This window comes from Paenibacillus sp. FSL H7-0690 (assembly GCF_037980415.1).
Classification (GTDB): domain Bacteria; phylum Bacillota; class Bacilli; order Paenibacillales; family Paenibacillaceae; genus Paenibacillus_AQ; species Paenibacillus_AQ odorifer.
Genome location: NZ_CP150281.1, coordinates 5,704,899 through 5,727,608, shown reverse-complemented (window position 1 = coordinate 5,727,608; position 22,710 = coordinate 5,704,899). Strand labels below are relative to the sequence as shown.

The 22,710-nt window shown below is 43.0% G+C and carries 22 protein-coding genes; 16 read left to right on the top strand and 6 right to left on the bottom strand.

The annotated features are described in order from the left end of the window. The first annotated feature begins 129 nt into the window (after positions 1-129). From MHI32_RS25185 to MHI32_RS25165, 5 genes are all read left to right on the top strand, one after another. A complete protein-coding gene (locus MHI32_RS25185) occupies positions 130-1,911 on the top strand; it encodes an ABC transporter ATP-binding protein (RefSeq protein WP_340012764.1) in 1,782 nt (593 codons plus the stop codon). Beyond that, positions 1,908-3,647, top strand: a complete 1,740-nt coding sequence (locus MHI32_RS25180) for an ABC transporter ATP-binding protein (RefSeq protein WP_076186415.1) — start codon at positions 1,908-1,910, stop codon at positions 3,645-3,647. Before MHI32_RS25185 ends, MHI32_RS25180 begins: the two co-directional genes overlap by 4 nt. A gap of 31 nt (positions 3,648-3,678) precedes the next feature. Continuing rightward, positions 3,679-4,095: a hypothetical protein gene (locus MHI32_RS25175; protein ID WP_339244773.1), complete on the top strand. Its 417-nt coding sequence runs from the start codon at positions 3,679-3,681 to the stop codon at positions 4,093-4,095. 622 nt (positions 4,096-4,717) lie between these two features. Further along, positions 4,718-5,617, top strand: a complete 900-nt coding sequence (locus tag MHI32_RS25170) for a hypothetical protein (protein ID WP_076186413.1) — start codon at positions 4,718-4,720, stop codon at positions 5,615-5,617. A 92-nt stretch (positions 5,618-5,709) separates the two neighbouring features. Further along, the gene (locus MHI32_RS25165) at positions 5,710-6,174 is read left to right on the top strand and encodes a phage tail protein (RefSeq protein ID WP_340011206.1); all 465 of its coding nucleotides are present in this window, start codon (positions 5,710-5,712) and stop codon (positions 6,172-6,174) included. A gap of 173 nt (positions 6,175-6,347) precedes the next feature. Here the strand turns inward: MHI32_RS25165 and MHI32_RS25160 are convergent, their stop codons facing one another. Beyond that, positions 6,348-6,659 (bottom strand): hypothetical protein, encoded by a 312-nt coding sequence (locus MHI32_RS25160; protein WP_340011205.1) that lies wholly within the window; start codon positions 6,657-6,659, stop codon positions 6,348-6,350. 139 nt (positions 6,660-6,798) lie between these two features. Here MHI32_RS25160 and MHI32_RS25155 point away from each other — a divergent pair, with 139 nt between their 5' ends. Next, positions 6,799-8,751 (top strand): AraC family transcriptional regulator, encoded by a 1,953-nt coding sequence (locus MHI32_RS25155; RefSeq protein WP_076303269.1) that lies wholly within the window; start codon positions 6,799-6,801, stop codon positions 8,749-8,751. A 97-nt stretch (positions 8,752-8,848) separates the two neighbouring features. Here the strand turns inward: MHI32_RS25155 and MHI32_RS25150 are convergent, their stop codons facing one another. The 4 genes from MHI32_RS25150 to MHI32_RS25135 form a co-directional block, all read right to left on the bottom strand. Continuing rightward, on the bottom strand, positions 8,849-10,018 hold the full coding sequence (locus MHI32_RS25150; protein WP_340011203.1) for a DUF4179 domain-containing protein: 1,170 nt from the start codon (positions 10,016-10,018) through the stop codon (positions 8,849-8,851). Continuing rightward, positions 10,005-10,538 (bottom strand): sigma-70 family RNA polymerase sigma factor, encoded by a 534-nt coding sequence (locus tag MHI32_RS25145; RefSeq protein WP_076129163.1) that lies wholly within the window; start codon positions 10,536-10,538, stop codon positions 10,005-10,007. Before MHI32_RS25145 ends, MHI32_RS25150 begins: the two co-directional genes overlap by 14 nt. A gap of 259 nt (positions 10,539-10,797) precedes the next feature. After that, positions 10,798-11,346 carry a hypothetical protein gene (locus MHI32_RS25140; protein ID WP_339244764.1) on the bottom strand — a complete coding sequence of 183 codons (549 nt, stop codon included), beginning with the start codon at positions 11,344-11,346 and terminating at the stop codon, positions 10,798-10,800. Positions 11,347-11,433: 87 nt separating this feature from the next. Further along, on the bottom strand, positions 11,434-12,645 hold the full coding sequence (locus tag MHI32_RS25135; RefSeq protein ID WP_340011202.1) for a sugar efflux transporter: 1,212 nt from the start codon (positions 12,643-12,645) through the stop codon (positions 11,434-11,436). A gap of 248 nt (positions 12,646-12,893) precedes the next feature. On the opposite strand from MHI32_RS25135, the gene MHI32_RS25130 reads away from it, so the two are divergent. Beyond that, the gene (locus MHI32_RS25130; protein WP_076218773.1) at positions 12,894-13,823 is read left to right on the top strand and encodes an aminoglycoside phosphotransferase family protein; all 930 of its coding nucleotides are present in this window, start codon (positions 12,894-12,896) and stop codon (positions 13,821-13,823) included. A gap of 200 nt (positions 13,824-14,023) precedes the next feature. Here the strand turns inward: MHI32_RS25130 and MHI32_RS25125 are convergent, their stop codons facing one another. Continuing rightward, positions 14,024-14,209, bottom strand: a complete 186-nt coding sequence (locus tag MHI32_RS25125) for a hypothetical protein (RefSeq protein WP_036679656.1) — start codon at positions 14,207-14,209, stop codon at positions 14,024-14,026. 507 nt (positions 14,210-14,716) lie between these two features. Here MHI32_RS25125 and MHI32_RS25120 point away from each other — a divergent pair. The 9 genes from MHI32_RS25120 to MHI32_RS25080 all read left to right on the top strand — a co-directional run bounded on the left by MHI32_RS25120 (position 14,717) and on the right by MHI32_RS25080 (position 22,642). After that, positions 14,717-15,628 (top strand): dihydrodipicolinate synthase family protein, encoded by a 912-nt coding sequence (locus MHI32_RS25120; protein WP_038573110.1) that lies wholly within the window; start codon positions 14,717-14,719, stop codon positions 15,626-15,628. Between the two features lie 5 nt (positions 15,629-15,633). Continuing rightward, positions 15,634-16,275: an SGNH/GDSL hydrolase family protein gene (locus MHI32_RS25115; protein WP_076129213.1), complete on the top strand. Its 642-nt coding sequence runs from the start codon at positions 15,634-15,636 to the stop codon at positions 16,273-16,275. A 147-nt stretch (positions 16,276-16,422) separates the two neighbouring features. After that, positions 16,423-17,829 (top strand): extracellular solute-binding protein, encoded by a 1,407-nt coding sequence (locus MHI32_RS25110; RefSeq protein WP_340011199.1) that lies wholly within the window; start codon positions 16,423-16,425, stop codon positions 17,827-17,829. 84 nt (positions 17,830-17,913) lie between these two features. Continuing rightward, the gene (locus tag MHI32_RS25105; RefSeq protein WP_076129168.1) at positions 17,914-18,789 is read left to right on the top strand and encodes a sugar ABC transporter permease; all 876 of its coding nucleotides are present in this window, start codon (positions 17,914-17,916) and stop codon (positions 18,787-18,789) included. 13 nt (positions 18,790-18,802) lie between these two features. Further along, positions 18,803-19,645: a carbohydrate ABC transporter permease gene (locus MHI32_RS25100; protein WP_081382492.1), complete on the top strand. Its 843-nt coding sequence runs from the start codon at positions 18,803-18,805 to the stop codon at positions 19,643-19,645. A gap of 23 nt (positions 19,646-19,668) precedes the next feature. Further along, entirely contained in the window at positions 19,669-20,358 is a 690-nt protein-coding gene (locus MHI32_RS25095) for an N-acetylmannosamine-6-phosphate 2-epimerase (RefSeq protein WP_076186397.1), read from the top strand. Positions 20,359-20,381: 23 nt separating this feature from the next. Next, on the top strand, positions 20,382-21,260 hold the full coding sequence (locus MHI32_RS25090) for an ROK family protein (RefSeq protein ID WP_340011196.1): 879 nt from the start codon (positions 20,382-20,384) through the stop codon (positions 21,258-21,260). A gap of 23 nt (positions 21,261-21,283) precedes the next feature. Beyond that, on the top strand, positions 21,284-22,138 hold the full coding sequence (locus MHI32_RS25085) for a MurR/RpiR family transcriptional regulator (RefSeq protein WP_051491079.1): 855 nt from the start codon (positions 21,284-21,286) through the stop codon (positions 22,136-22,138). A 30-nt stretch (positions 22,139-22,168) separates the two neighbouring features. After that, positions 22,169-22,642, top strand: coding sequence for a YhcH/YjgK/YiaL family protein (locus tag MHI32_RS25080; RefSeq protein WP_076281915.1), 474 nt, complete (start codon positions 22,169-22,171; stop codon positions 22,640-22,642). The last annotated feature ends 68 nt before the right edge of the window (positions 22,643-22,710 follow it).

Here is a 22,710-nt window from a genome sequence, read left to right as displayed (position 1 = left end):
TCCCTTAAACGGTAGCAATCGTGAACAACGTTCCTATACACTAGTGCACAGAGAATCATTCTCAGTGCACTTTTTTTGCGTGTAATTACCAAGAGTGGGGGAACGGCTGTGAGTAAAACCAAAACCGGCATGCCAAGGCTGCTGGAGATCGCCGGAGAGAAGCGAGGTTTGCTGCTCTTGTCCGGAATATTGTCATCTGTCAGCGCTGTATTAATGCTGATTCCGTTTTTGTCTGTTTATTTCATTTTGGCAGAGCTGCTGCGCCATGCTTCATCGCCTGGACAGGTCGACGGTGCGTATATGATCCGCTGGGGGTGGATTGCACTTGGAGGGTTAATCGGAGGGCTGGTGACTTCGTACTGTGGTATTATGTGCTCGCATATTGCGGCTTTTCGTATTCAATATAATTTGCGTGTGCGAATGACCGAGCATTTGGGCAGATTGCCGCTTGGTTTCCTGAACGGGACTTCAACTGGCGTGGTCAAGAAGACGCTAGAGCAGAATGTCGACAAAGTGGAAAATTTCGTAGCGCATCAGCTTCCCGATTTAGTCAGCGTACTGGCTTCTACGGTGCTGATGATCGTGGCGATGTTTTGGCTTAGTCCGCCGTTGGCGGTAGCTTGCCTGCTGCCGATAATTATAGGATTAGGTGTGCAGTCAGCGCTTATGATGAGCAGCAGAGGCAAGGCCAGTGTGAAGCAGTATCATGATTCGTTGGAGCAGATCAATACTTCGGCGGTGCAGTATGTACGGGGGATGCCCGCGGTTAAGGTGTTCGGGCAGACAGTGCATTCTTTCAGAAAGTTCTACAGTGATATGACCAGCTACCGCGATTATTGTCTGGAGTATACGGACCGTTATCAAACAGGTTATATCTTATTCAAAACATTGCTGGCATCACCATTTGCCTTTATTTTGCCGGTGGGCGTCTTCATGCTAAGCGGTCGGCCGGATTCCATGTCCTTTGCGCTTGTGCTGTTGTTCTTTCTGATTATGGCACCCGGCGTTTCATCTCCGCTCTACAAGCTACTTCTGCTGGCTTCAAGCACTCGGGATATTGGCGAAGGCGTGGAGCGGATGGACCGACTCTTGGCACAGCAGCCTGTACCGGAAATAGCAGAACCGCTATCCCCGCATACTTTTGATGTTGAATTTGTGGATGTAACTTTCTCCTACAGTGAAGATGCAGGGACTGCAGCGGCGCTCAGCGAAGTCTCATTCCGTGCGGAACAAGGGAAGGTTACAGCACTGGTAGGCCCGTCAGGTTCGGGAAAATCGACGGTGGCCAGCTTGGTGCCGCGGTTCTGGGACCCGCAAGTGGGTGCGATCCGTATCGGTGGAGTCGATATTCGCCATATGGCGATCCATGAATTAATGAATACTGTTGCTTTTGTATTTCAAGAAACCTTCCTGTTCTATGACACTTTGTATGAGAATATTGCTGTCGGCAAACCGGGAGCGACTTTGGAGGAAGTCCAGGCTGCAGCCAGAGCGGCACAATGCGACGAGTTCATTACTCGGCTGCCGCAGGGATACGATACGTTAATTGGTGAAGGCGGTGTCTATCTCTCGGGTGGTGAGGAGCAGCGCATTGCGGTAGCTCGGGCTATTCTCAAAAATGCACCAGTGCTCGTGCTCGACGAAGCGACCGCTTTTGCCGACCCGGAAAATGAGTTTCATATGCAGTTAGCACTTACGGAGCTTATGCGCGGCAAGACGGTTATTGTCATTGCTCACCGACTCTCCTCTATACGTGAAGCTGCACAAATTCTGGTGCTACGGGATGGAGAAATCGTGGAACGTGGAGAGCACGCAGGTTTGATTGAGGCGGACGGGCTTTACACAAAAATGTGGCATGCCTACACTGACGCCGGAAATTGGCATATGGAAAAAGGAGGGGATCAGCTATGAAGGTATTGCATAATATTACTGCCGGTAAACCGCAGCAGTTGCTGAAGCCTGTGCTTTTTTCCTTGTTGGCTAATCTAGTTAGTGTGCTGCCGTTCGCGCTTGTAATTGAGGCGGTGCGGTTGATTTTTGCTCCTTATATTACTGTAGGCGCAGAACTTCAGACAGAACGCCTTTGGTGGATCTGCGCAGGGCTTGTCGCCGTCATGGTGCTGATGTTCCTGAGTGAGATTCCCGCCTATCGCACCGCTTACCGCGGGGCATACAATGTTGCTGCACAGGGACGTGCGGAATTAGCAGAACATCTGCGGAAGCTTCCGCTGGGTTACCTGACTCGCCGGGACCCAGGGGATTTAGCCAATATGATGATGGGCGATTTCACGCTCGTTGAGACGGGCATATCACATCTGCTGCCACAGCTTGCGGGAGCTTTTGTACTGCCGATATTTGCACTTGCTGGTTTACTGTTTCTGGACTGGCGGATGGCGCTTTCTATGTTCGTAGCGCTGCCGGTTGCTCTCCTGATCATGTATCTATCGGGCAAGCTGCGGCGGAGACTCGGAGCGGATCATATGAAGGCCAAGCTGAACGCTGCGAACCGCTTGCAAGAATACTTGAACGGTATACGGGTGATGAAGGCCTATAACCTGACGGGAGAACGATTTGTCCGTCTGGATAACTCTTTTAAAACTTTGATGAAGGAAAGTGTGAAGCTGGAAGGGATGTTCGGTCCGGTTATTCTAACCGCTATGGCTCTTCTTCGTGCGGGACTGACCTTAATGGTATACGTAGGTGTTCATCTATTATTAGGCGGGGAGCTCGGTATTTTGCAGTTGGCAGTATTCCTTATTGTCGGCACACGTATTTATGATCCATTGACTACAGCGCTAGCCAATTATGCCGAATTCCGCTACAACGAACAAGCGGGTGAACGTATAGTAGATCTGCTCCGTCAGCCGGTAATGACAGGTGCTACGAGTCCTCTTCCTAAAAGCAGCACCATTCGGTTTGACAATGTAACCTTCAGCTATGGAGGAGAGCCTGTTCTCAAAAATTTAAGTCTGGAAATGCCGCAAGGTTCACTGACTGCAATTGTGGGCCCTTCAGGCAGCGGCAAGAGTACAGTGCTGCGCCTGATCTCACGTTTCTATGATCCTGAAGAAGGGAGCGTTCTGCTAGGTGGGCGCAACATCAAGGATATTGATCCAGAACATCTGCTAGGATCCGTATCGGTGGTGTTTCAGGATGTGTACCTGTTCCAAGATACCATCGGGAACAACATTGCTTTTGGGCGGCCGGGGGCGTCGCGTCGGGATATTCAGCAGGCAGCGCAAATGGCTCACTGCCATGATTTCATCATGAAATTACCGCTTGGTTATGATACGCCGGTAGGCGAAGGCGGCAGTACGCTCTCCGGAGGGGAGAAGCAGCGAATTTCCATTGCCCGTGCGATTCTCAAGAATGCTCCAATTGTGCTGTTGGATGAAGCTACTGCATCGCTTGACCCGCAGAATGAGGCCGAAATCCAGAAAGGAATTGATGCGTTGATTACGGGCAGAACCGTCATTGTTATCGCCCACCGGCTGAAAACCATACGCGGTGCGGACAACATTATCGTACTGGAAGACGGTCGGCTGGTCGAGCAGGGACGACATGAAGCCTTACTGTTGCGCGGCGGACTGTACGACCGGCTCTGGAAGCTGCAACAGCAATCCGTTGGATTCCGCATCACATCTTAGGCAATGCTCGGCACATTTTAGGAGGGAAACGTTGGCTATAACAAAGGATGAATCCGCTTGGCCGATCATAAGCCTTAGTTTGGGGGAGGCGTTTGATCAGGAGACAGTAGAAGAATATATCGCTTATTGGGAAGAACTGCTCGCGCGCCGATCTGCCTTCGGCCTGCTGATGGTGCATTCTGCTGAGAAAAACACACGTCCAGAGCGTGCGGTCACACAGCTGTATATGAACTGGTGCAAGATGAACAAGCGGGAAATCGCCCAATATTGTTCAGGCATCGCGGTCGTAATGCAGAATGCTAAGTTACTTGCTGTCTACAAGCCAGTTACAGCGTTGTCCACTAAAAGAACCTACGGCTGCCCCGGAGGCGCTTTCTCCGGAGAGGCTGAGGCGATAAGGTGGCTGGAGGAGCAGTTGACTAAGGCACCCTCGGGTACGAAAACCTAATATAGCTGCCCATATTTTGGGGATACACATTTAAGCTTTCTTCACCCTTTTGGGTGGGAAGGCTTTTTTTTGTCTAGAAAGATAAGAATCCGCCAAACGCTCACAACCAACGTGTCAGAGTAAGCTTTTTGAAATATAAATGGGGTGTGTTGGATGAAGATAAATAATAATTATTTGAAAGAACAATTAAACCAAGAAGTTTGTAGAGGAATTAGGTTTTTAAACATTAGAGGATGATCTCTAGCCAATGGTTATTTCAAGTGGTCGAAGAGATGATGGAATTCTTTATTATTGACTTGCTGAAGTTACCTGATGACCAACCAATCCTAATAGATTTAGGAATAATGCCTGAATTTATATTACCGTTTATCCCGGAAGAGAGAATGCACTAAGCTGGGCATCAAAACCATAGAAAGAACACCAAACATGAGCGTAGAAGAACAATTTAGGTTAGTTCGTGAACATTTTAAAATGTAGGGATGACCGAAAGGTATACCTACTCAAAGAAACCATTCCTTTGTCAGGGATGGTTTCTTCATAACTAGAAAAGTACACAGGTGTGCCCGTATAATAAATAGGAGTAAGTAATTGGCAGTAGACTGATAATGAGGGGAGAGAAGACATGTTTTTCTTTAAGAAAAATAAAGGCATCACCAAAGAGGAGCTGCAGGCCCTGGTTGAAGGCTTGGAGCAGGCTTATATGGATAAGGATGAAGAAGGTTTGAGCAAAAGATTTCATCCAGATAAGAGGGGAATGTCCTTTTTAAATCATTTTCAATTAATGATGACATTTCAAATCTATAATATAAAATCTGAAATTCTCGAATTTGAATTGCTGTCAATGGATGCCACTAAAGCAGTCTTTACATACACTCGGAAGCACATTCATACCTGTATCAACCCCGCCGATGAACGTGAGGAAAAAAGAAATCAAATAATCAGTTATTACGTTGAGGCTGTGAAGGAGAATGGTTCAATTTGGATTACGAGGTACAGCCCTTATAGCACGATTTATGTAGATAAGAAGGGTGATTTCCTTAGTGGTGTGGATGCGGTCATTCCTCCTGGAGAAGAGATCAATTCAGGCATTGCGCGATTCATCCCGTATTTTCAACTTGATAGCTATGTACCTGCAACCTTCCATGTCTACAGTAACAGTCAATTTATCGGATATTATCCGCTGGGAGAATACCATCGGTACGAACCTTCGCATACGTTCACGATTAATTATTTTGATAAGATAGAGGCATCTTCTGTAGAGAAGCATACAGCGGATTATATCTCCCAAGAGACCTTGTTGACCGCTCAAGTACTGCATCAGACTGATAATAGCTCTATAGTGGAGACGCAGTTGATGAACAATAATGTATTAGAGCATGAACTTGTTACCAGCCTGCTTACGAAGGATGGGTTCTATATGATTAGATTTCTGTATGACAAAGGGGAGCCGATCCCGCCAGAGGAGCGAGAAAAGTGGAAGCGTGAGATGGTCACTTTAATAGAAAAAGAGCACAGCAGTTAACACAGAAACTTGCCGTTACAGACAACACGCGAACCGTATCCTAAGTAACGATAAGTTTTTTTGGTAATAATGAGAGAAAAGGAGAGATGAAAATGTCCTATATCGTTGATTTTAAAAATGTGTCTACGGTTGGGTTAGAATCTTCACCTGTAGTAGATGCACTTGCTGGTCTGCGTGCTAATGAGGCCCGTTACTTTATGAACAAATACAAACATGAGTTTACGGTTGTACAAGCCAGCGAAAGTCAGGAGACCCTTGATTATGTGAACCGAATTTTAAAAGAAGAACGTGATATTGAGTTTGCGGCCAAGCCTTTAGAAACGTCGCGTTTTCAAGTGGAAAACATTAAATTTGCTTATGTCTTTTATGAGGATGGTCTTGCAGTCAACGTTATGTATACGGTGGATGACCCTAAGAAGCGGGCTGTTGGTTTTAAGCTTTCTGAGGGGATGGAGATCCCAAAGGAGCTTGGAGAGAAGTTTAAGTTTGCTAGGCAGAAGTCCAAGCTAGCCGGAACAATTCGGGGTTCGTTTTTTGTAATTAAAAAAGAATATTAAAGTAAGCAAAATTGCAACTTAATCAATGAGAGGGCCATCCTGTAAAAGGATGGCCCTAAATCTTGCCGATATAGATAATTTGCGTAGGTTATCTATGGGAATGGACTCTCATTCAAGAGGCCGAATTTATTATATAGAGCAACGAAAACTGGAGTTGCGAGCGTACTTCATAATTATTTTGCATGAATAGCTGGAACGGTGAAATGTACGGTATAAATCCCGTAGAAAAGAGCTGAGGTGGCTGGAACGGTAAAATGTACGGTATAAATCCCGTAGAAAAGAGCTAAGGTGGCTGGAACGGTAGAATGTACGGGATAAATCCCGTAGAAAAGAGCTGAGGTGGCTGGAACGGTGGAATGTGCGGTATAAATCCCGCAAATAAGAGCTGAAGTAGCTGGGACGGTGAAATGTACGGGATAAATCCCGTAGAAAAGAGCTGAGGTGGCTTGGCTATATCGACTTGGTTGGAGACTCTCCGGGGGCATCAGATTTGATCCATTCAAATGTGTTCGACAAGTCACCTATCATTTGACAATGATAATGGTTATCGTTTACGATTTTGGTTTGTATAGGGATTTGCAGCTGCAAAGGGTTAGCATGCTTTTGGACTTGGGAGGTTTAACAGTGAATTGGGAAGAATACATCCAGGTATGGGACGCTTCATGGATTCAACTGGTGGATATTCGCCAACATGTGATACGTAGACAGAGTAAACAGCAACATATACTCCCAGCTAGTTGTTTTATATTTGTCGTGCGGGGGCAAGGTGCGATCTGGTTGGATGGTAATAGGCATTCCTTAGAACGATTCTTTGTTTTACATGCGGGAAAAGGAAGTAACATCAAGTTCGAGGTTGGACATGAGGATGTCACATACTATTACATTTTATATAGAGGTAGTATTTCTACTAAAGCTAGTAAAACAATATTGAAATCCTATTATATAAATAACCCTTTTCATCTGCAATATGCATGTAAACCAAATTCTCCGGTTGTTTTATACCGTCATGCGGAATCGATGTATGAGGAATGGAATCGCAGACCGGCTATGGAACGGTTCCAGGCGAAAATCCAGTTTTATCAGTTTGTATATACACTTGTCCAGCAGTTACAGCTTCAAGGAGTTGCCCCCAAAGAAATAGATTTAGTGGAACAGATCATTCAATACATTCACAAACATTATTATGAACCTATTTCACTTGAATCTATGGCAGAAGTATGGAATTATAGCATTCAATACTTATCGAGGCAGTTCAAACGCCGTACAGGGAGAAGTCCCATTGAATATGTAATTCAGACCAGGATGGCTAAAGCGAAGGAGTTACTGATTCAAACCGATGCCACCGTACAGGAGATTGCTGTAAGCGTAGGTTATAGTGATGTCTTTTATTTTACCCGTCTGTTTAAGAAGCAGGTTGGGACAACGCCAGTTCAATACAAAAATAAGGTGAAGTCAGGTTTGATCGTTTCAGATAGTCCATGGCAAGAGTTCTTATCCTCCATGGGCAAATATTCTTCTGCTTGTTATATTGATGATGATAATCATTATCAATTAAAACTTGAAGGGGATAAACAGATGTTAAAGGGGATCGAAACGAAAAAAGGATTAATGCTAATGCTTGTGCTCACACTGTTACTTACAGCTTGCGGAAATGGGAACACTAGCCGTAATAGCAATGCGGGAGCAGAACCAACACAAAGTAAACCTTCCAATCAGGCCATTGAAAATACGGGTTTACGGAAAATAACAACGGTCATGGGGGATGTTAATGTTCCAGCCAATCCCCAACGTGTTGTAGTTGATTGGGATTTGGGACCAGTCTTAGCAGTTGGGGTAGTACCGGTTGGAGCATCAAATACCCAACTGGAGTATTCTCAGTTTCTCAAACCTTTCTTAGATGAGACGGTACAAGATATAGGGGCAGAAGGAAGTATTTCTTTTGAAAAAGTATTAGAGCTAGCGCCAGACGTCATCATAACCTGGAATAAAGATGCTTATAGTAACTATTCTAAGATCGCACCGACCGTATTATTTGATACAAGTAAATACGCAACGATTCAAGAAGAGATTACAGCTATGGGAGAAATTCTGGATCGAGAAGAAGAGGCTAAACAGTTTGTGGCAGATTTCGAAAAACGTAAAATAGCTGCCCGCGAAAAAATTAATAATGTACTTGCAAAAGATGCAACTATTTCTATCGTAGATTATATCACCGTAGAGAAATTTTTAATGGTCATTGGTAATCAGGGTGAGAGAGGCGGCAGAGCTACTTACGATATTTTGGGTCTGAATCCCGCTCCAAAAGTTCAAAGTGAAATCATTGATAAGGAAATGAGCCGGGTTGAAGTTTCTTGGGAAACGGTAAATGATTATGTAGGTGACTACGTTATTGTCCTTACCGTAAAGGACAAAGAACCGCCTAAGTTGCCAGCAACATGGAAGATGTTGGATGCAGTCAAAAACAATCGAATGATTGAGATTGATATGGAAAAATATTTTGCAGCAGATTCATACTCCTCCTTGTTACAAGCTGAAGATATTGCCGACAAATTATCGAAGCTGGCTTCATCAAAATAACCTTATTGGGTTGAACCTACCTGAAGCCATCTAAATATAAAGACGAAGCCTATTTGGCTTCGTCTTTTGTAGTTTTGCATACCCTTTTACAAATGAACTATTGGACCGAAAGTACAGTCTCCAGCTCAGGGATATATTCCTTGACCATATTGTTGTCTTCCCACAGTCCTTTAGTCCCAGCTAGGGCTTGACCTTCGGAAATGACTAAGTACGGTTTGATGGTTACGGTATTCGGTATAGTCTTGAAGGGTTCAAAACGAACATTATAAGATTCGCTTAAGGGGTGAGCACCGATGGGCTTCAGTTGAACGCCACGTTCATCGACAATGTCAAATTGAAGAGCGATGACGCCCCCGTTAGCACCCTTATATTTCGAAGGGATAGAAGCGAGCATTTCTTCTACGCTCTGGCCCGGTTTGGTTTTGTACTCAATGGATACCTGCGTTGTGATTGGGGTGATTTCTACCTTACTGATCTGCAAGTTAATGTTATCGTGATGCTTGGTCTCCTCTGAAGTTAGTGCGGTAACAGGCGTTGATTTGGTAACAGGCAGAACGAATTCGAACGGGACATCGTAACCCTTTAACGTTACATTTACAGTCAAGTCAAACTGATCAGCGAACTGGACAGTCTGTGTTGTTGTGCTCGGATCATAATAAGTGTTCAAAACCTGAACCATTATGCTGGAAGCAGTCTCACCATCCATGTGTTCGTAACTCCAGAGCAGAGGTTGACCTTTATAGAGAACCTCAAACTTATCCACCGCCCCTTTATTGGCATCTGAAGGCGGCGAATTGGGCTCCGAAGCCAGACGGTTTCCAGGAGTGGTTAGGTTCATAAGAATTCGGGTTCCGTCAAATAACAACGTTGGGATATTCATGGTCACATCGCTATGGGTCACGCTTTGGTTTACGTTTGTGATGAAATCCTCGGCTTGTTGAACACCGGGATCTAAGTTTTTTTCGCCCCATAATGAATAGATTTGTCCCAGAACCGGAATTTGCTTGAGTGCACCAGCCATTGCGGGCGATACAAAGCCGGAAGCGAGGACTGTAACTCCAAGAATTGCAGCGGCTGCAGTGGAAATCAACCACTTATTAAAAGTTCTTGATGCATCCATCTTTCTCTGAATGGGGGAAATGGAATTATCGGTCTCCCTGATGATTTGGTAAGTCTCATTCAGTTTGGAGCGGGCAATATCCGATAACTGAGCGGGAAGTAGGCTTTGGCAGTTCTTTAACTGTTCTTCTAACTTAGTGTTTACCATGTCGCAACTCCATTTCTTGATTGAATTGAGATGAATGCTTTAGCTTTTTGCGGGCGCGATGCAGCCGGGTCTTCACAGCAACCGTAGAAATTTCGAGAATGTCGGAAATTTGACGGATCGGCATGTCCTGTAGGTAGTGAAGGTGAATGACAATCCGGAGGTTCTCCTCAAGATGTTGAACGGCATCCCATAATTCGATTTTCTCATAATCCTTGGAAGTGGAAGGAACTTCGGGAAGCTCTCCATAAGGGAGGGCTCTTGAGTTGTTTTTGAGCATTTTATTGCATTCATTAATCAGAATCCGGAAGATCCACGTTTTGAAAAAAGCGGGCTCTCTGAGTGTATGGATGTTCTTAAAGGCTTTAAGCATCGTCTCCTGCAGGGCATCTGCACAATCTTCTTCTTTGTTGACGATGGACCTTGCAGTTCTGTATAAAGGTAACTCTATCTCCTGCATCAACTGCACGAATGCTTCAGGGTCTCCAGCTTTGGCTTTGACGACAATAGGATCTATATGCAAAGATTTACCTGCTTTCTTGACTAGAAGTCTTAGGATGTTCGTAACGTTACTTAAATATTAGATCGGGTAGGTAGCTAGAAGGTTACCACAAACATGATTCAATTCTCCGCATCTCGCAATGCTAGCAAGGTGAGAAATTGGTTTTTTTTCACAAAAAAATCGCCGTTCAAATTCCCTGTCAGGAATCGGTCGACGATTTTTCATAAGCAAGTCAGTCAGTTAGTCAATCAATCAGTCAGTCAGTCAATCAATCAATCAATCAATCAATGATATAAATGACCCATTCCCCTTGATCGTTTGGCCGAATAGCGTATAGCATTTTTACATTTTCAACTGTCTTTGCGGCCATATCCAAGCGTTGTCCGATTACCGTTATATTCACCTGATGTTCGTTGGGTAACATGGAATCGATGCTTTCGATGTCTGTGAATTTGTACTGATATTGTTCGTCATAATAAGGTTCCATAGCATCTGCTAGTTTTTTGTTTACGAACCCGGATTGGAAAAGTGTGTGGTCATGCTCAACCAAAGCAGTTAGGTTTTTTTCCAGCACTTCAAGTGCGGGGAGATCATACTCTGTCAATTGATCTGAATATGATTTCAGATTTATCGACAATTCTGCTTTAAAACTAGTTTCATTTGGCTGCTTGGGTTCTGTGTTTTGCGGCTTCTGCGTATTCATCGCTGGACTTTGGGTTGGCGTATTTGCTCCTGTGCTCGGCTCCTCGATGGGTTTAACATCCCCTGCACATGCTGCCAGAAAGATTAAAGACATCAACATGAGCATTCTTGCAATAGTTTTTAACATCTAACCCCACCTTTTTAAGGATATGTTAGTTAGTCGCGAGAAAATATGGAGAAGTTTCAAGGGCTGAATGAAGCCCGAAAAAGCGGATTAAATCGCTAGTTTTTGTGGATCATCTACAGAGTAACGTCCGCTTACCGCAAGCATGATTGTAGAAATAATGACGAGTATGAAACAGAGCACAAATGAGTACCGGTACCCAACAACACTAGCTAATAACCCGCCAACAAGACTGCCAATCAGTCTGCCGATCGTGGATGAATTAGAGTAGAGCGTGGATGCATACCCAGGCATGTTTGGAAGCAGATCCTGAATGTAGCTAATGCCAATCGCTGAAATAACGGCAACAAAAAAGGCAAGCAAAATTTGGGCTGCAAGCATTTGCCACATCGCGCCTGAAGTAATGACAACGAGATAATAAGCTCCTCCGAAAATGGCTCCGCACATCATCAGGATTCGGTTACTGTATTTCGCACTAAGTAGTCCCAGCATGATCATAAAAGGAATTTCCAGCGCAGCACAAATACTGCTGACTAAACCGACATCGCTTGTTGTTCCCCCTAGATTGTTAGTAATAAAGAGGGCAGTATTGATGCTACTCGTCCAGTGGGCTACATACATGAGTATCATAATCAGAAAAGGAAGCAGAACATTACGGTTCTGACCCAACCGGAAACTTTTTACTTTTACTTCTGCAGTACTGCTTTTCACTTCTGTATTTGATTTCAGGAATAGTGAAATAAGTAAGGCAACCAGCAGGAATACTCCGATGGTGCCCGAGAAAATCCCTTTAAACCCAACAGCAGCAATTAGCAGAGTACCGATTAAAGGACCTGTAATAAAGCCGAGAGAGAAAGCAGAACGCAAGGTAGAATTTGCAAACGCAGTATCCGTAAAATCGCTCTTATTCACTGCTTCTCTAGCTATGGCGAACAATTGAGGCATCCCTGGTGCACCTAGAGCGGTGAACACAATCATGTAGATGAATAAGATCGTAAAATCCCCAATGAGCAAGTATCCGCTATAAGCCAGAGCATTACAGAGCGTGGAGACAAGGTAAATGTTTCTTCGATTTAAGCCGAGGTCAGAGCGTCTTCCGATTAGTGTACTGATCCATATCCCGGCAATTAACGTGGTGGCCAGAAAAACACCAAACAGCCCGACAGATACTCCAAGCTGTTCCGTGAAATAAATGGATAAAAAGGGTGCGCTGAGTGAAATCCCCATCCCCTGCAGTAATATACATAAAAAGAGTAAGCCATAAGAGGGAATCGAAAATAGTGCAGTTAGTCGTTTGAACATGTTGTGAAAGTACTCCTCTATATTTGTATAGATATTTCATAAAAAAAAGCCGTTGAAATTGATTCCAACGGCTTTTTGTATGCTTGTTTTTTTCAAGACCTTATTCAACATCATAATTGATCAGAAAGAATAAGTCTATACTTTCGGCTGGATTTTATTTACTATTGTGAAGCCGGCAAAACCTAATAAATGGAGTGTTGTTAATGGACGTTACTTGTCATCTCGATAAGGCTGACTTACAGGATTATATTAGTAGGGTTTTTGGCAGCAGTTATTTCGTTGCTCGTGTTTCGCGCATGCATGGCGGCGCACAAAAGGTGGTCTACAAGATTGAGTGCAGTAATGGATTTTCCTGCGTTTTGTATGTGTGGGATCTTTCCATGAATTATTTTAAAGAAGAAAAAGAAAATGAAGATATAAACGAACAATCCTATGGAAGTCATTTATTCGAATTAAATAACAGGTACTTAACACAACATGGAATTCAGACCCCTGCTCTTTATGATCTGAATAAGGTAAGAGATCGTTACTCTTTCGATTATGCTCTGGTTGAATATATAGATGGAAGAATGGCAGAAACCTATTTTCATCATCCCGAGTTACGTGTTCAAGATAAAGTTTTTCAGCGTGTGGGGGAGATGCTTACTGCTATGCATACCCACGAGAGGCATGTTTTTGGGAAAGCAAATGCTAACGAGAGCAGCATGGGGCAATGTCATTTATTACAAATGGAAAATGCGAAAGTACAGCTAGCCTATGCCTCCCAACATATTGAGAAGATCAGGTCTAATCAAAGCAAACTGCTCGATAAGTTGTACGAGCTTGAATCAAAAATTCAACCCAGACAGCAATATGGGTTTATTCACGGGGAACTGGGTCCTGACCATGTTATGGTTAACGATAAACTGGAACCTTTCTTGATCGATATCGAAGGAGCAATGTTTTATGATATTGAGCATGAGCATAGTTTTTTGCAGATGAGATTTGGGGATTTCTACCGGTACTTAAAGAACGATGCTCTGGATCATGATAGGCTGTTATTTTATCAATTCCACCATCATGTCTCCTTAACTTCAGGTGGATTAAAGCTGCTGCATAGAGGATTTCCTGATCAACAATTCGCCCAAGGCCTAGCTGATTATCAATCGGAACGCGCGCTGAGGTTTATCGAAGGATGAACTAAACAAGGCCTTTGAATTGATAACCTACTGCCATGTCCTTGAAAGTAACCTATTAGCCTTCTTCACCCTTTAGGGTGGAGGAGGTTTTTTCGGTATACAACTACAAGGCATAATAAAAGACCGCATCCACTGAAATTGCTTCCAGAACTGGCGGTCTGATGTCTTCGTTATGAATCAATCTTTATCTGAAGGGTTAGTTAATGAAATTTAACGGTCTTGATGCGAGCCTCTTCTTCATAGCTAAGTGGTTTCGGAGATTGCGGAGTGTGCAGATGGCGCTCCACGGAGTACTCCATTTTCCGGTAGTCCTCATTACCTGTATTCAATGTTGGATTCCAGTTTTCTGTCACCCAATTTTTAAGTTCCTTAAGTCCTGCTAGCATTTCCTCCAGCCTCCTTTGGCGAAGAAACAAAATAGATTTTGTTGTTCTTTGTTTACGCTTTCATTATAATCCTAAACTCCATTTTTTAAAAGGTGTGTCCGTCTGAAAAACACAGATTATTCAGTGAACATTGTGTGTTATTTAGGTTTTGTGCTTCATCTGGAGAGAAGTGTCTCCCTGTAGGAGACATTTTTAACGAAGCTGAAAGGATACTCATTAGTACCACTTTTTTAAATTATTTTACATCCGTATATCCAACAAATACTGCCCTGAAGAAATAAATTTAGGGTGGAGAATTTACAGGATTATTTTCTAATGAATATGGAAAAATAAATGATTATTAGCTGCGAGTTGCACTGAAAACCATTATTTTGCTAATCATAAATAAGATTGGTGGAAATAAATTTTATTTTTCAAAAAATAGAGAAAATAATTTACAAAAGCAAAATATAATGATATTTTGTTTATGTAGAAAAGAAACCGCTCACAACTTAAGGGGGATTAACAATGACACTCACAAAGTTCCACGGAATTATACCTGCCTTTTATGCCTGCTATGACGATCAAGGAAATATTTCGGAATCCCGGACGCATGCTTTATGTGATTACTTATTTGAAAAAGGAGTTCAAGGTGTATATGTGGGAGGCAGCTCAGGAGAATGTATTTACCAGAGTCTCGACGAACGCAAAGCGGTACTAAGCTACGTAGCTAGTAACCTGAAAGGTAAAATGACACTGATTGCCCACGTGGGTGCCCCTTCCACTAGAGATAGTATTGAGTTAGCGAAACATGCTGCAACCTTAGGATACGATGCATTATCCGCAATCCCGCCTATATATTTCAAGTTACCTGATAGTGCAGTCTATAAATATTGGAGCGAGATTATGGAGGCAACCCCTCTAAGCTTCATCATCTACAACATTCCTCAGACTACTGGATATACACTGACTCCGTCCCTATTTGAGAAGCTGCTTGCGAACAAAAAGGTGATTGGTGTGAAGAACTCCTCCATGCCGACTATGGATATTGAAAGATTCAAAAGAGTGGGTGGAAAAGATGTAGTGGTATTTAATGGACCGGATGAACAATATGTTGCGGGAAGAATTATGGGAGCGGATGCGGGAATCGGTGGAACCTATGCGGTTATGCCTGAGCTGTTCCTGCAAGCAAATGAATTTGTTAAGGCTGGTAAGTTCGAAGAAGCTGGACAAATTCAAAGCGATATCAACGATATTATCATCGCCCTTTGTTCGCTGAAAGGTGCCATGTATGCCGGAATAAAAGAGATTCTAAAATTAAGAGGCGTAAACATTGGTAGCGTAAGAGCACCGCTTGAGGCAGTAGCCGCTGAAGATGCTGGTCCGATCGCAGACATTATGAAATTGATTGATCAAGCTATTGAAAGATATTGCGGTTAAGACAAATGAAGAAATCCATCGTATGCTTTGGCGATTCTAATACTTGGGGCTACGACGCAGAGACAGACCGCAGATTTAAGGATGATATTCGTTGGACGGGAATTCTTCATACAGAATTGGGTGACGCCTACCGTATGATCGAAGAAGGGCTTCCCGGCAGAACAAGTGTCAGTGAGGACCCTCTATTCGAAGGACTTTCTGGAATTTCCTATATCTATCCCTGCCTAATGTCACATTCGCCATTAGACTTGGTTGTGATCATGCTTGGGACCAATGATACCAAAGAAAGGTTTGGATTAACTTCTTATAACATCGCACAAGGTATTGTTAGACTGGCTCTTAAAGCTAAAGGTAGCGGTGCAGGACCTGAGGGGAAGGCTCCAGAGGTTCTAGTAATCGCGCCCCCTCCGATTGGAGCAGAGTATATTCATACCCCTATTGGCAAACCAATGGGTAGCGGGTGTAGTGAGAAGTCTATGGAGCTCGCTGAGCATCTTGCAGCTTTGCTAACGGGAACTGGTATCCACTTTGTAGATTCCAGAGACCATGTATCGATGAATGAAATTGATTATATGCATCTTGATCCGCAAGGACATCGCAGCATGGCCGATTTAGTGCAATACCATGCCAAACGGATTTTAAATTAAAGGTTCTATGCTTTCGAGCGAGTTTTGTACGAAGAGATTCAGAGAAGATAATGCTCACAAAACTTTAAGCGTATGCTTTCGATGCGAGTTTTGTACGTAGCGATTCAGAGAAGGTAATGCTCACAAAACTTTTAGGGAGGTTTATAAATGAAGAAAAAACGTTTACTCTCGGCAATGCTTGCGCTAATGGTGATTATTTCTTTAATTTCAGGTTGCTCAGGTAACAATGCTGCGAGTTCTAATACATCCGATAATTCTTCTGCATCTGGGAAGGAAAAAGTGGCGATCAGAGTATGGCTGACTCCACAGTGGAAGGGTGTTGTGGATGCCACGGAGGCAGGCGCGGACTATGATAGCTTCCTAAAGCACGCCGCTGAGAAATTCAAAGCACAATATGATAAATACGATGCAGATATTCAAATAGAGGTCATTGCTGGAGATCAGCGCGATCAATTGCTTAATGTTAACTTAAGCGGAGGAACACCTCCAGATGTGTTCTTTGAGAGTGTATTCCCGATGGGGGATTACGTTCACCGGGGAGCATTGGTTCCTTTGACTGACATCATTGATGAAGACGCGAAAAGCGATATTGCTCAAAACTACTGGGACGCTGTAACGTTCGGAGAAGATATTTATTTCTATCCATTCCAGCACAACCCAGGCACCTTGGTTTACAACGCGGACATGTTTAAAGCAGCAGGCTTAGAAAAGTTTGTGGGTGAAGAATCCGAAATCAAAACTTGGAACTTGGATGAATATCACCAAATTCTTGAGGGTCTGAAAAACAATCTGCCGAAGGATAAGTATTCCAATGCATATCCAATGGCATTATTCGCTGTAAATAATCAGGGCGATACATGGAACCTTGCCTATATGAGAATCTTCGGCAATAAGTTCTTTGATGATCAAGGCAACATTGTCCTGAATGATGAGAACGGAGTTAAAGCTGCAACTTGGCTGAAAAACCTATATGACGGCGGATATACAAATCCAGGCGCAGAATCTGTTTCTTCTAATGATGCCAATGCTATGTTCCAAAATCAGCAATTAGCGATCAGTTTCACTAACCCAATTCTGTTTAATGGTACGAAAGCTAATATGGCGGACGGTACGGCAGCGAAATTCGATATGAGACTTGCTAATATTCCGTCGGAAAGCGGAGATCCTCTATCCTTTACTTATGTAGTAGGCGCTAGTGTATTCAAGTCCAAAGATGCTAAGAAGACTGAAGTAGCTAAGGATTTCGTGAAGTTCTTCTCAAGCGATCCTGAGTTAGTTAAATCCTCTAAGAATGGTATTCCTGTAAGAAGTTCTGTAGCCGAAGCACTTAAAGCAGAAAATCCACTGTTTGCAGCTTACGATGCCAACTCTAAATATTTGTTCAACTTCACAGGCAACGTTCCAGGATACAGCCAATTAAGAGAGGTCTTATATCCAGAGCTACAAGCACTTTACATGGGAGCTAAGACACCGGAACAGTTTGTGCAAGATTATCAGGCAAGTGGCAACAAGGTGATTGAGACCAATAAAGCTGGCTCTGTAATTTTCCAATAATCTAAGACCAGATAAACAATACACGATTGACAGCCTTTAGGGTCTGAAGAGACTCTAGGGCTGTTAATTAGAAAGGTAAACGATATGAAACTACGTAGTAATTACCTAAAAGAGAATATTACAGGTTATCTGTTTATTTTACCTCAGATGATAGTATTCTTAGCCTTTCTTGTCTATCCGATCTTAGAAGGGATGCGGCTGAGTCTATACCAGATTAATTATGACAGCGAGAAGTTTGTGGGTTTTGCCAATTACACCACATTGTTTAATGATCCGGTATTTTTTAAGGCTACTATCAACACCGTTGTGTTCGTAATATTTATCGTTCTACTTACAGTGGGGTTTGCATTGTTCGTAGCCTCTGCGGTATTTGATAAGAATGCTAAGTACGTTTCCTTTATTAGAGGAAGTTATTATATCCCGGTAATGGTGTCCATGGTGGTTATGAGTATGGTCTGGAGCTTTTTGCTGAATCCGGCTAACGGACTTATCTCTTATCTATATAAAGACATGGGACTAGGGACGATTAATCTGCTGGGAAATCCAAAGACGGTTCTGCCAGTCGTGATATTTGTAACCTTCGCAACTAACGTGGGCCAGGCAATTATTCTGTATATAGCTGCGATGATTGGTGTCTCGAAAGAGCTTTTTGAAGCAGCAGAAATCGATGGTGCTAGCAGATGGCAAGTGATTACAAAGATCCTGATTCCTTCGGTAGGACCTACAACAACTTATATTACGATTATCAATATTATTGCCGTATTAAAAATCTTTGTAGTTATTCAGTTATTGACCGGTGGCGGACCGAATAATTCCTCCGTAACGCTGATGTACTACCTTTATAATAATGCCTTTAAATATAACCAACTCGGTGTAGCTTCTGCGGTAGGGGTTATCATGTTCGTGATTACATTGATATTGTCTGTGCCACAGCTACGAAGCATGATTAAGGTGAAGTGAGGGGGAATACAACATGTCGAAGATTAAAAACAAGAAAAAGAGAGAGAAGTTTGATGTGATATCGAATGTGATCATTATCCTCTTCGCACTCCTTAATCTTTTTCCACTATATTGGTTATTCACAAGTTCACTTAAAAACAGCTCGGATGTTGTGAAGATGCCTCCAGACTGGTGGCCCAAATCGATTACATTCTCCAACTATGTGGATGTATTTCAGAACCAGCCGGCTTTAAGATGGACGTTTAATAGTATTTATGTATCTGGTATTTCTACTATTTTGGTTATTGTTGTAGGCTCTATGGCCGCCTATGCGTTCTCAAAGATTAATTTTAAAGGTAAAAATATAATCTTCATTATCTTTATATCAAGCTTGATGATTCCTAAAGAAATTATGATTGTGCCCTTATTCCGGATCACCCAACAATTTGGAATGGTAAATAGTTATAACGGTATGATTTGGCCGAACGTGGCGGGTGCATTTGGAGTGTTCCTATTAAAGGGATTCTTCGATTTAACCCCTAATGCCTTAAGAGAAGCCGGGAGAATAGATGGTGCAAATGAATGGAGAATCTTCACGCGCATCATGTTGCCTATTGTCAAACCTGGTATTGGAGCCTTATTTATTCTGAATTTCGTGCAAGTCTGGAATGATTATTTGTGGCAGCTGGTTATAGGCCAAGAGAACAAAATGAAAACATTAATGGTTGGTACTGCGACCTTAATGCAGGATTTGAATCCTAATTTCGCTTATAAAATGGCCGGAGCTACCATCGCTGCAATTCCGATGTTGCTAGTGTTCATGTTATTCCAACGGTTCTTCACCAATGGGATTACGGCAGGAGCAGTTAAAGAATAAATAAAAATGTGGAGTGGTTACTGATGAATACTGAAAATAATGTACTTAAAAAAATAAAACATAAACTAGTCGTCTCCAGTCAAGCCTTACCAGAAGAACCGCTGCATAGCCCGTTTATTATGGGGAGAATGGCTTATGCTGCTTACTTAGGCGGGGCTTCTGGAATTCGGGCAAACAGCGTAGCGGATATTCAAGAAATCAAAAAGCAAGTGAATCTGCCGATCATTGGGATAATCAAAAAGGTGTATAAAGGCTCTGAAGTCTTTATTACACCCACTCAAAAGGAAGTCGATGAGCTGTACCGCGAAGGGGTAGATATCATTGCTATGGATGCTACAGACCGGATTCGCCCGGACGGATCTACTATTTCTGAACTTTTTCCACTTTTAAAAGAGACCTATAAAGATCAACTGTTTATGGCGGATTGTTCTACATTTGCGGAAGCTGCGAAGGCTGTTGAGCTGGGATTTGATCTGATAGGAACTACCTTGAGCGGTTATACCGAGGCTACTAAAGGCCGCAACTTGCCAGATTTTGAATTGGTTCAACAAATCGTCAACAACTTCTCTGTTCCCGTTATAGCTGAAGGTGGGGTTTCCACTCCTGAAGAATTAAAGACCATGTTTGATTTAGGTGTGTATTCAGCAGTGGTTGGCTCTGCGATCACGAGACCGATGGAGATTACGAAACGGTTTGTGAACGCTATTCAGTAGAACGCCAGAGAGGGTAGATGGGAATGAGAATTGTAGCCGTAGATATTGGCGGTACCAATACCAAGATGTGTATATGCGATAAACAGGGGAATGTACATGACTTCAAGGAGTATGCAACAGAAAGCTACTTGGGGGGACCCCATGTAATCTCGAGAATGCTGGAAAAGATTGCAGAATACGATCATTTTGATGCCATTGCCATAAGCACCGCGGGCCAAGTTAATGCAGAAGAAGGATTTATTGTCTATGCTAACGAAAATATACCTAGATATACTGGAATGAAAATTAAGGATATTGTCACCCATCATTTTCATAAACCTGTTATGGTAGAGAACGATGTGAATTCAGCAGCATTAGGCGAAGCTTATTATGGAGCTGCTCAGAGCTTTAACAATTTCTTATGTCTAACCTTTGGCACAGGCATTGGCGGTGCGATCGTCATTAATCGCCAAATCTATAAAGGGGCTAATGGGGTAGCGGCTGAATTTGGCCATATCTTTACTCACCCATTGTCGGCCCCATCCGGAGTAGAAGGACTGCCGTATTATGAAAAATACGCTTCAACTACAGCTTTAGTGAAGATGGCTCAGCTGGCAGATCCCGAATGCACGGACGGAAAAGCTTTATTTGATAAAATAGAGAGCGGAAATGAGCAGCTTGAACGTATTTTAGATTTATGGATTACTGAAGTGGCTGTGGGTTTAGCCTCTATCACACATATCTTCAATCCATCCGCGATTATTATTGGTGGCGGTGTAATGGAACAAGAAGATTTGGTTCGAAGGGTAGAAGAACGCACGAAGTCTTTGATTATGGAAAGCTTTGCGGGAGTGAGAATTGTTAAAGCCTCATTAGGGAATAAGGCAGGTCTGCTGGGAGCTTCCTCCTTATTCGTACATTAATTTATTGAAAAGGAGGGGCTTTTTTGCGGACAATCAGTATTTTTTCTTCAATTCATTCTAAATACAATAATTTGACGAATACGGAGAAGAAGGTAGCGGACTACGTACTAGAGAATACGAGAAGTGTAGTCTACATGTCGATTACTGATCTTGCAGATGCATGTGATGTTGGGGAATCAAGTATATTTCGATTTTGCAAATCTTTAAGTTATAAAGGGTATCAAGAGTTCAAGATCGCATTGGCACATAGCATCACTGTGGAGAATGAGATCCCGCAGCTTACCGATCAAATTCTGATGGATGATACGATTGAAGCTGTTGCTTCTAAAGTGCTGACCACGAATGTAAGTGCACTCAACGAGACCTATAATTTAATTGATATACAGAAGATCAGTGAGGCCATTGAGTATTTGATTAATGCAGAACGTGTATTGTTTTTCGGTGTGGGCTCTTCTCTAGTCACAGCTATGGAAGCCAAGATTAAATTTATGCGCATTACGAACAAAACGGAATGTTTAATGGATTCACATCTGCAGATGATGTCGGCAGCGTTGATGTCTAACCGGGATGTCGCTGTTGTGATTTCTTATTCCGGCTCGACCAAGGATAGCATTGAGGTTGCGAGAAAAGCAAAGGAACGAGGAGCCAAAGTAATATCCATTACCAGGTTTGAAAAGTCACCGTTAACCTCGTACTCCGATCTGACCCTGCTATGTGGTGCTAATGAAGGACCGCTGCAAGGGGGTTCATTATCTGCAAAGATATCGCAGCTCTATCTGCTTGATATTTTATATGTAGAATATTTCAAGAAGACTAGTGAGCAATCCATAATCAATAAAGAAACTACAGCTTCAGCAGTCAGTGAGAAACTGGTTTAGCACATTAAGATGTGAGGGGAATGGGAAGTTATGATCTTAGGTTCTTTGTCATCTTGGGAAGAGCATATCAAGTATGAGAATCCTGTCATTGTTGAGGCTATTGAGGAATTGAAAGTAATCTTACAACATGATCCTGATCTTGGGCGAATCGAAATCCGCGGGAACGAAATGTATGCTTCGATTATGGCTCTGGAGGCAAAATCGCTGGAGGAACAAGCCGCAGAGAAGCATGAGACTTATATTGATGTGCATTATCTGATCGAAGGTGAAGAAACGATTGGCTGGGCACCCCTGCAAGAAGGGATCGAGCCCATTAAGCCTTACGATGCCGAAGGAGAATATGCGCTTTATCCCCCATCAGCAGATGAAATATTGTTATCTTTGAAGCCTGGAATGTTCGCGGTCTTTTTCCCTCATGATGTTCACAGACCGGGCATGGGTCAACCGGGGCAGCAGATTAAAAAAGCTGTCATTAAAATCCACACAAATCTACTAACTCCATAATATAGAGATTGAGGCTGGTAGCGGAACCATTCCGCTGTCAGCTTTTTTTGCGTCGCTTCTATTTACTT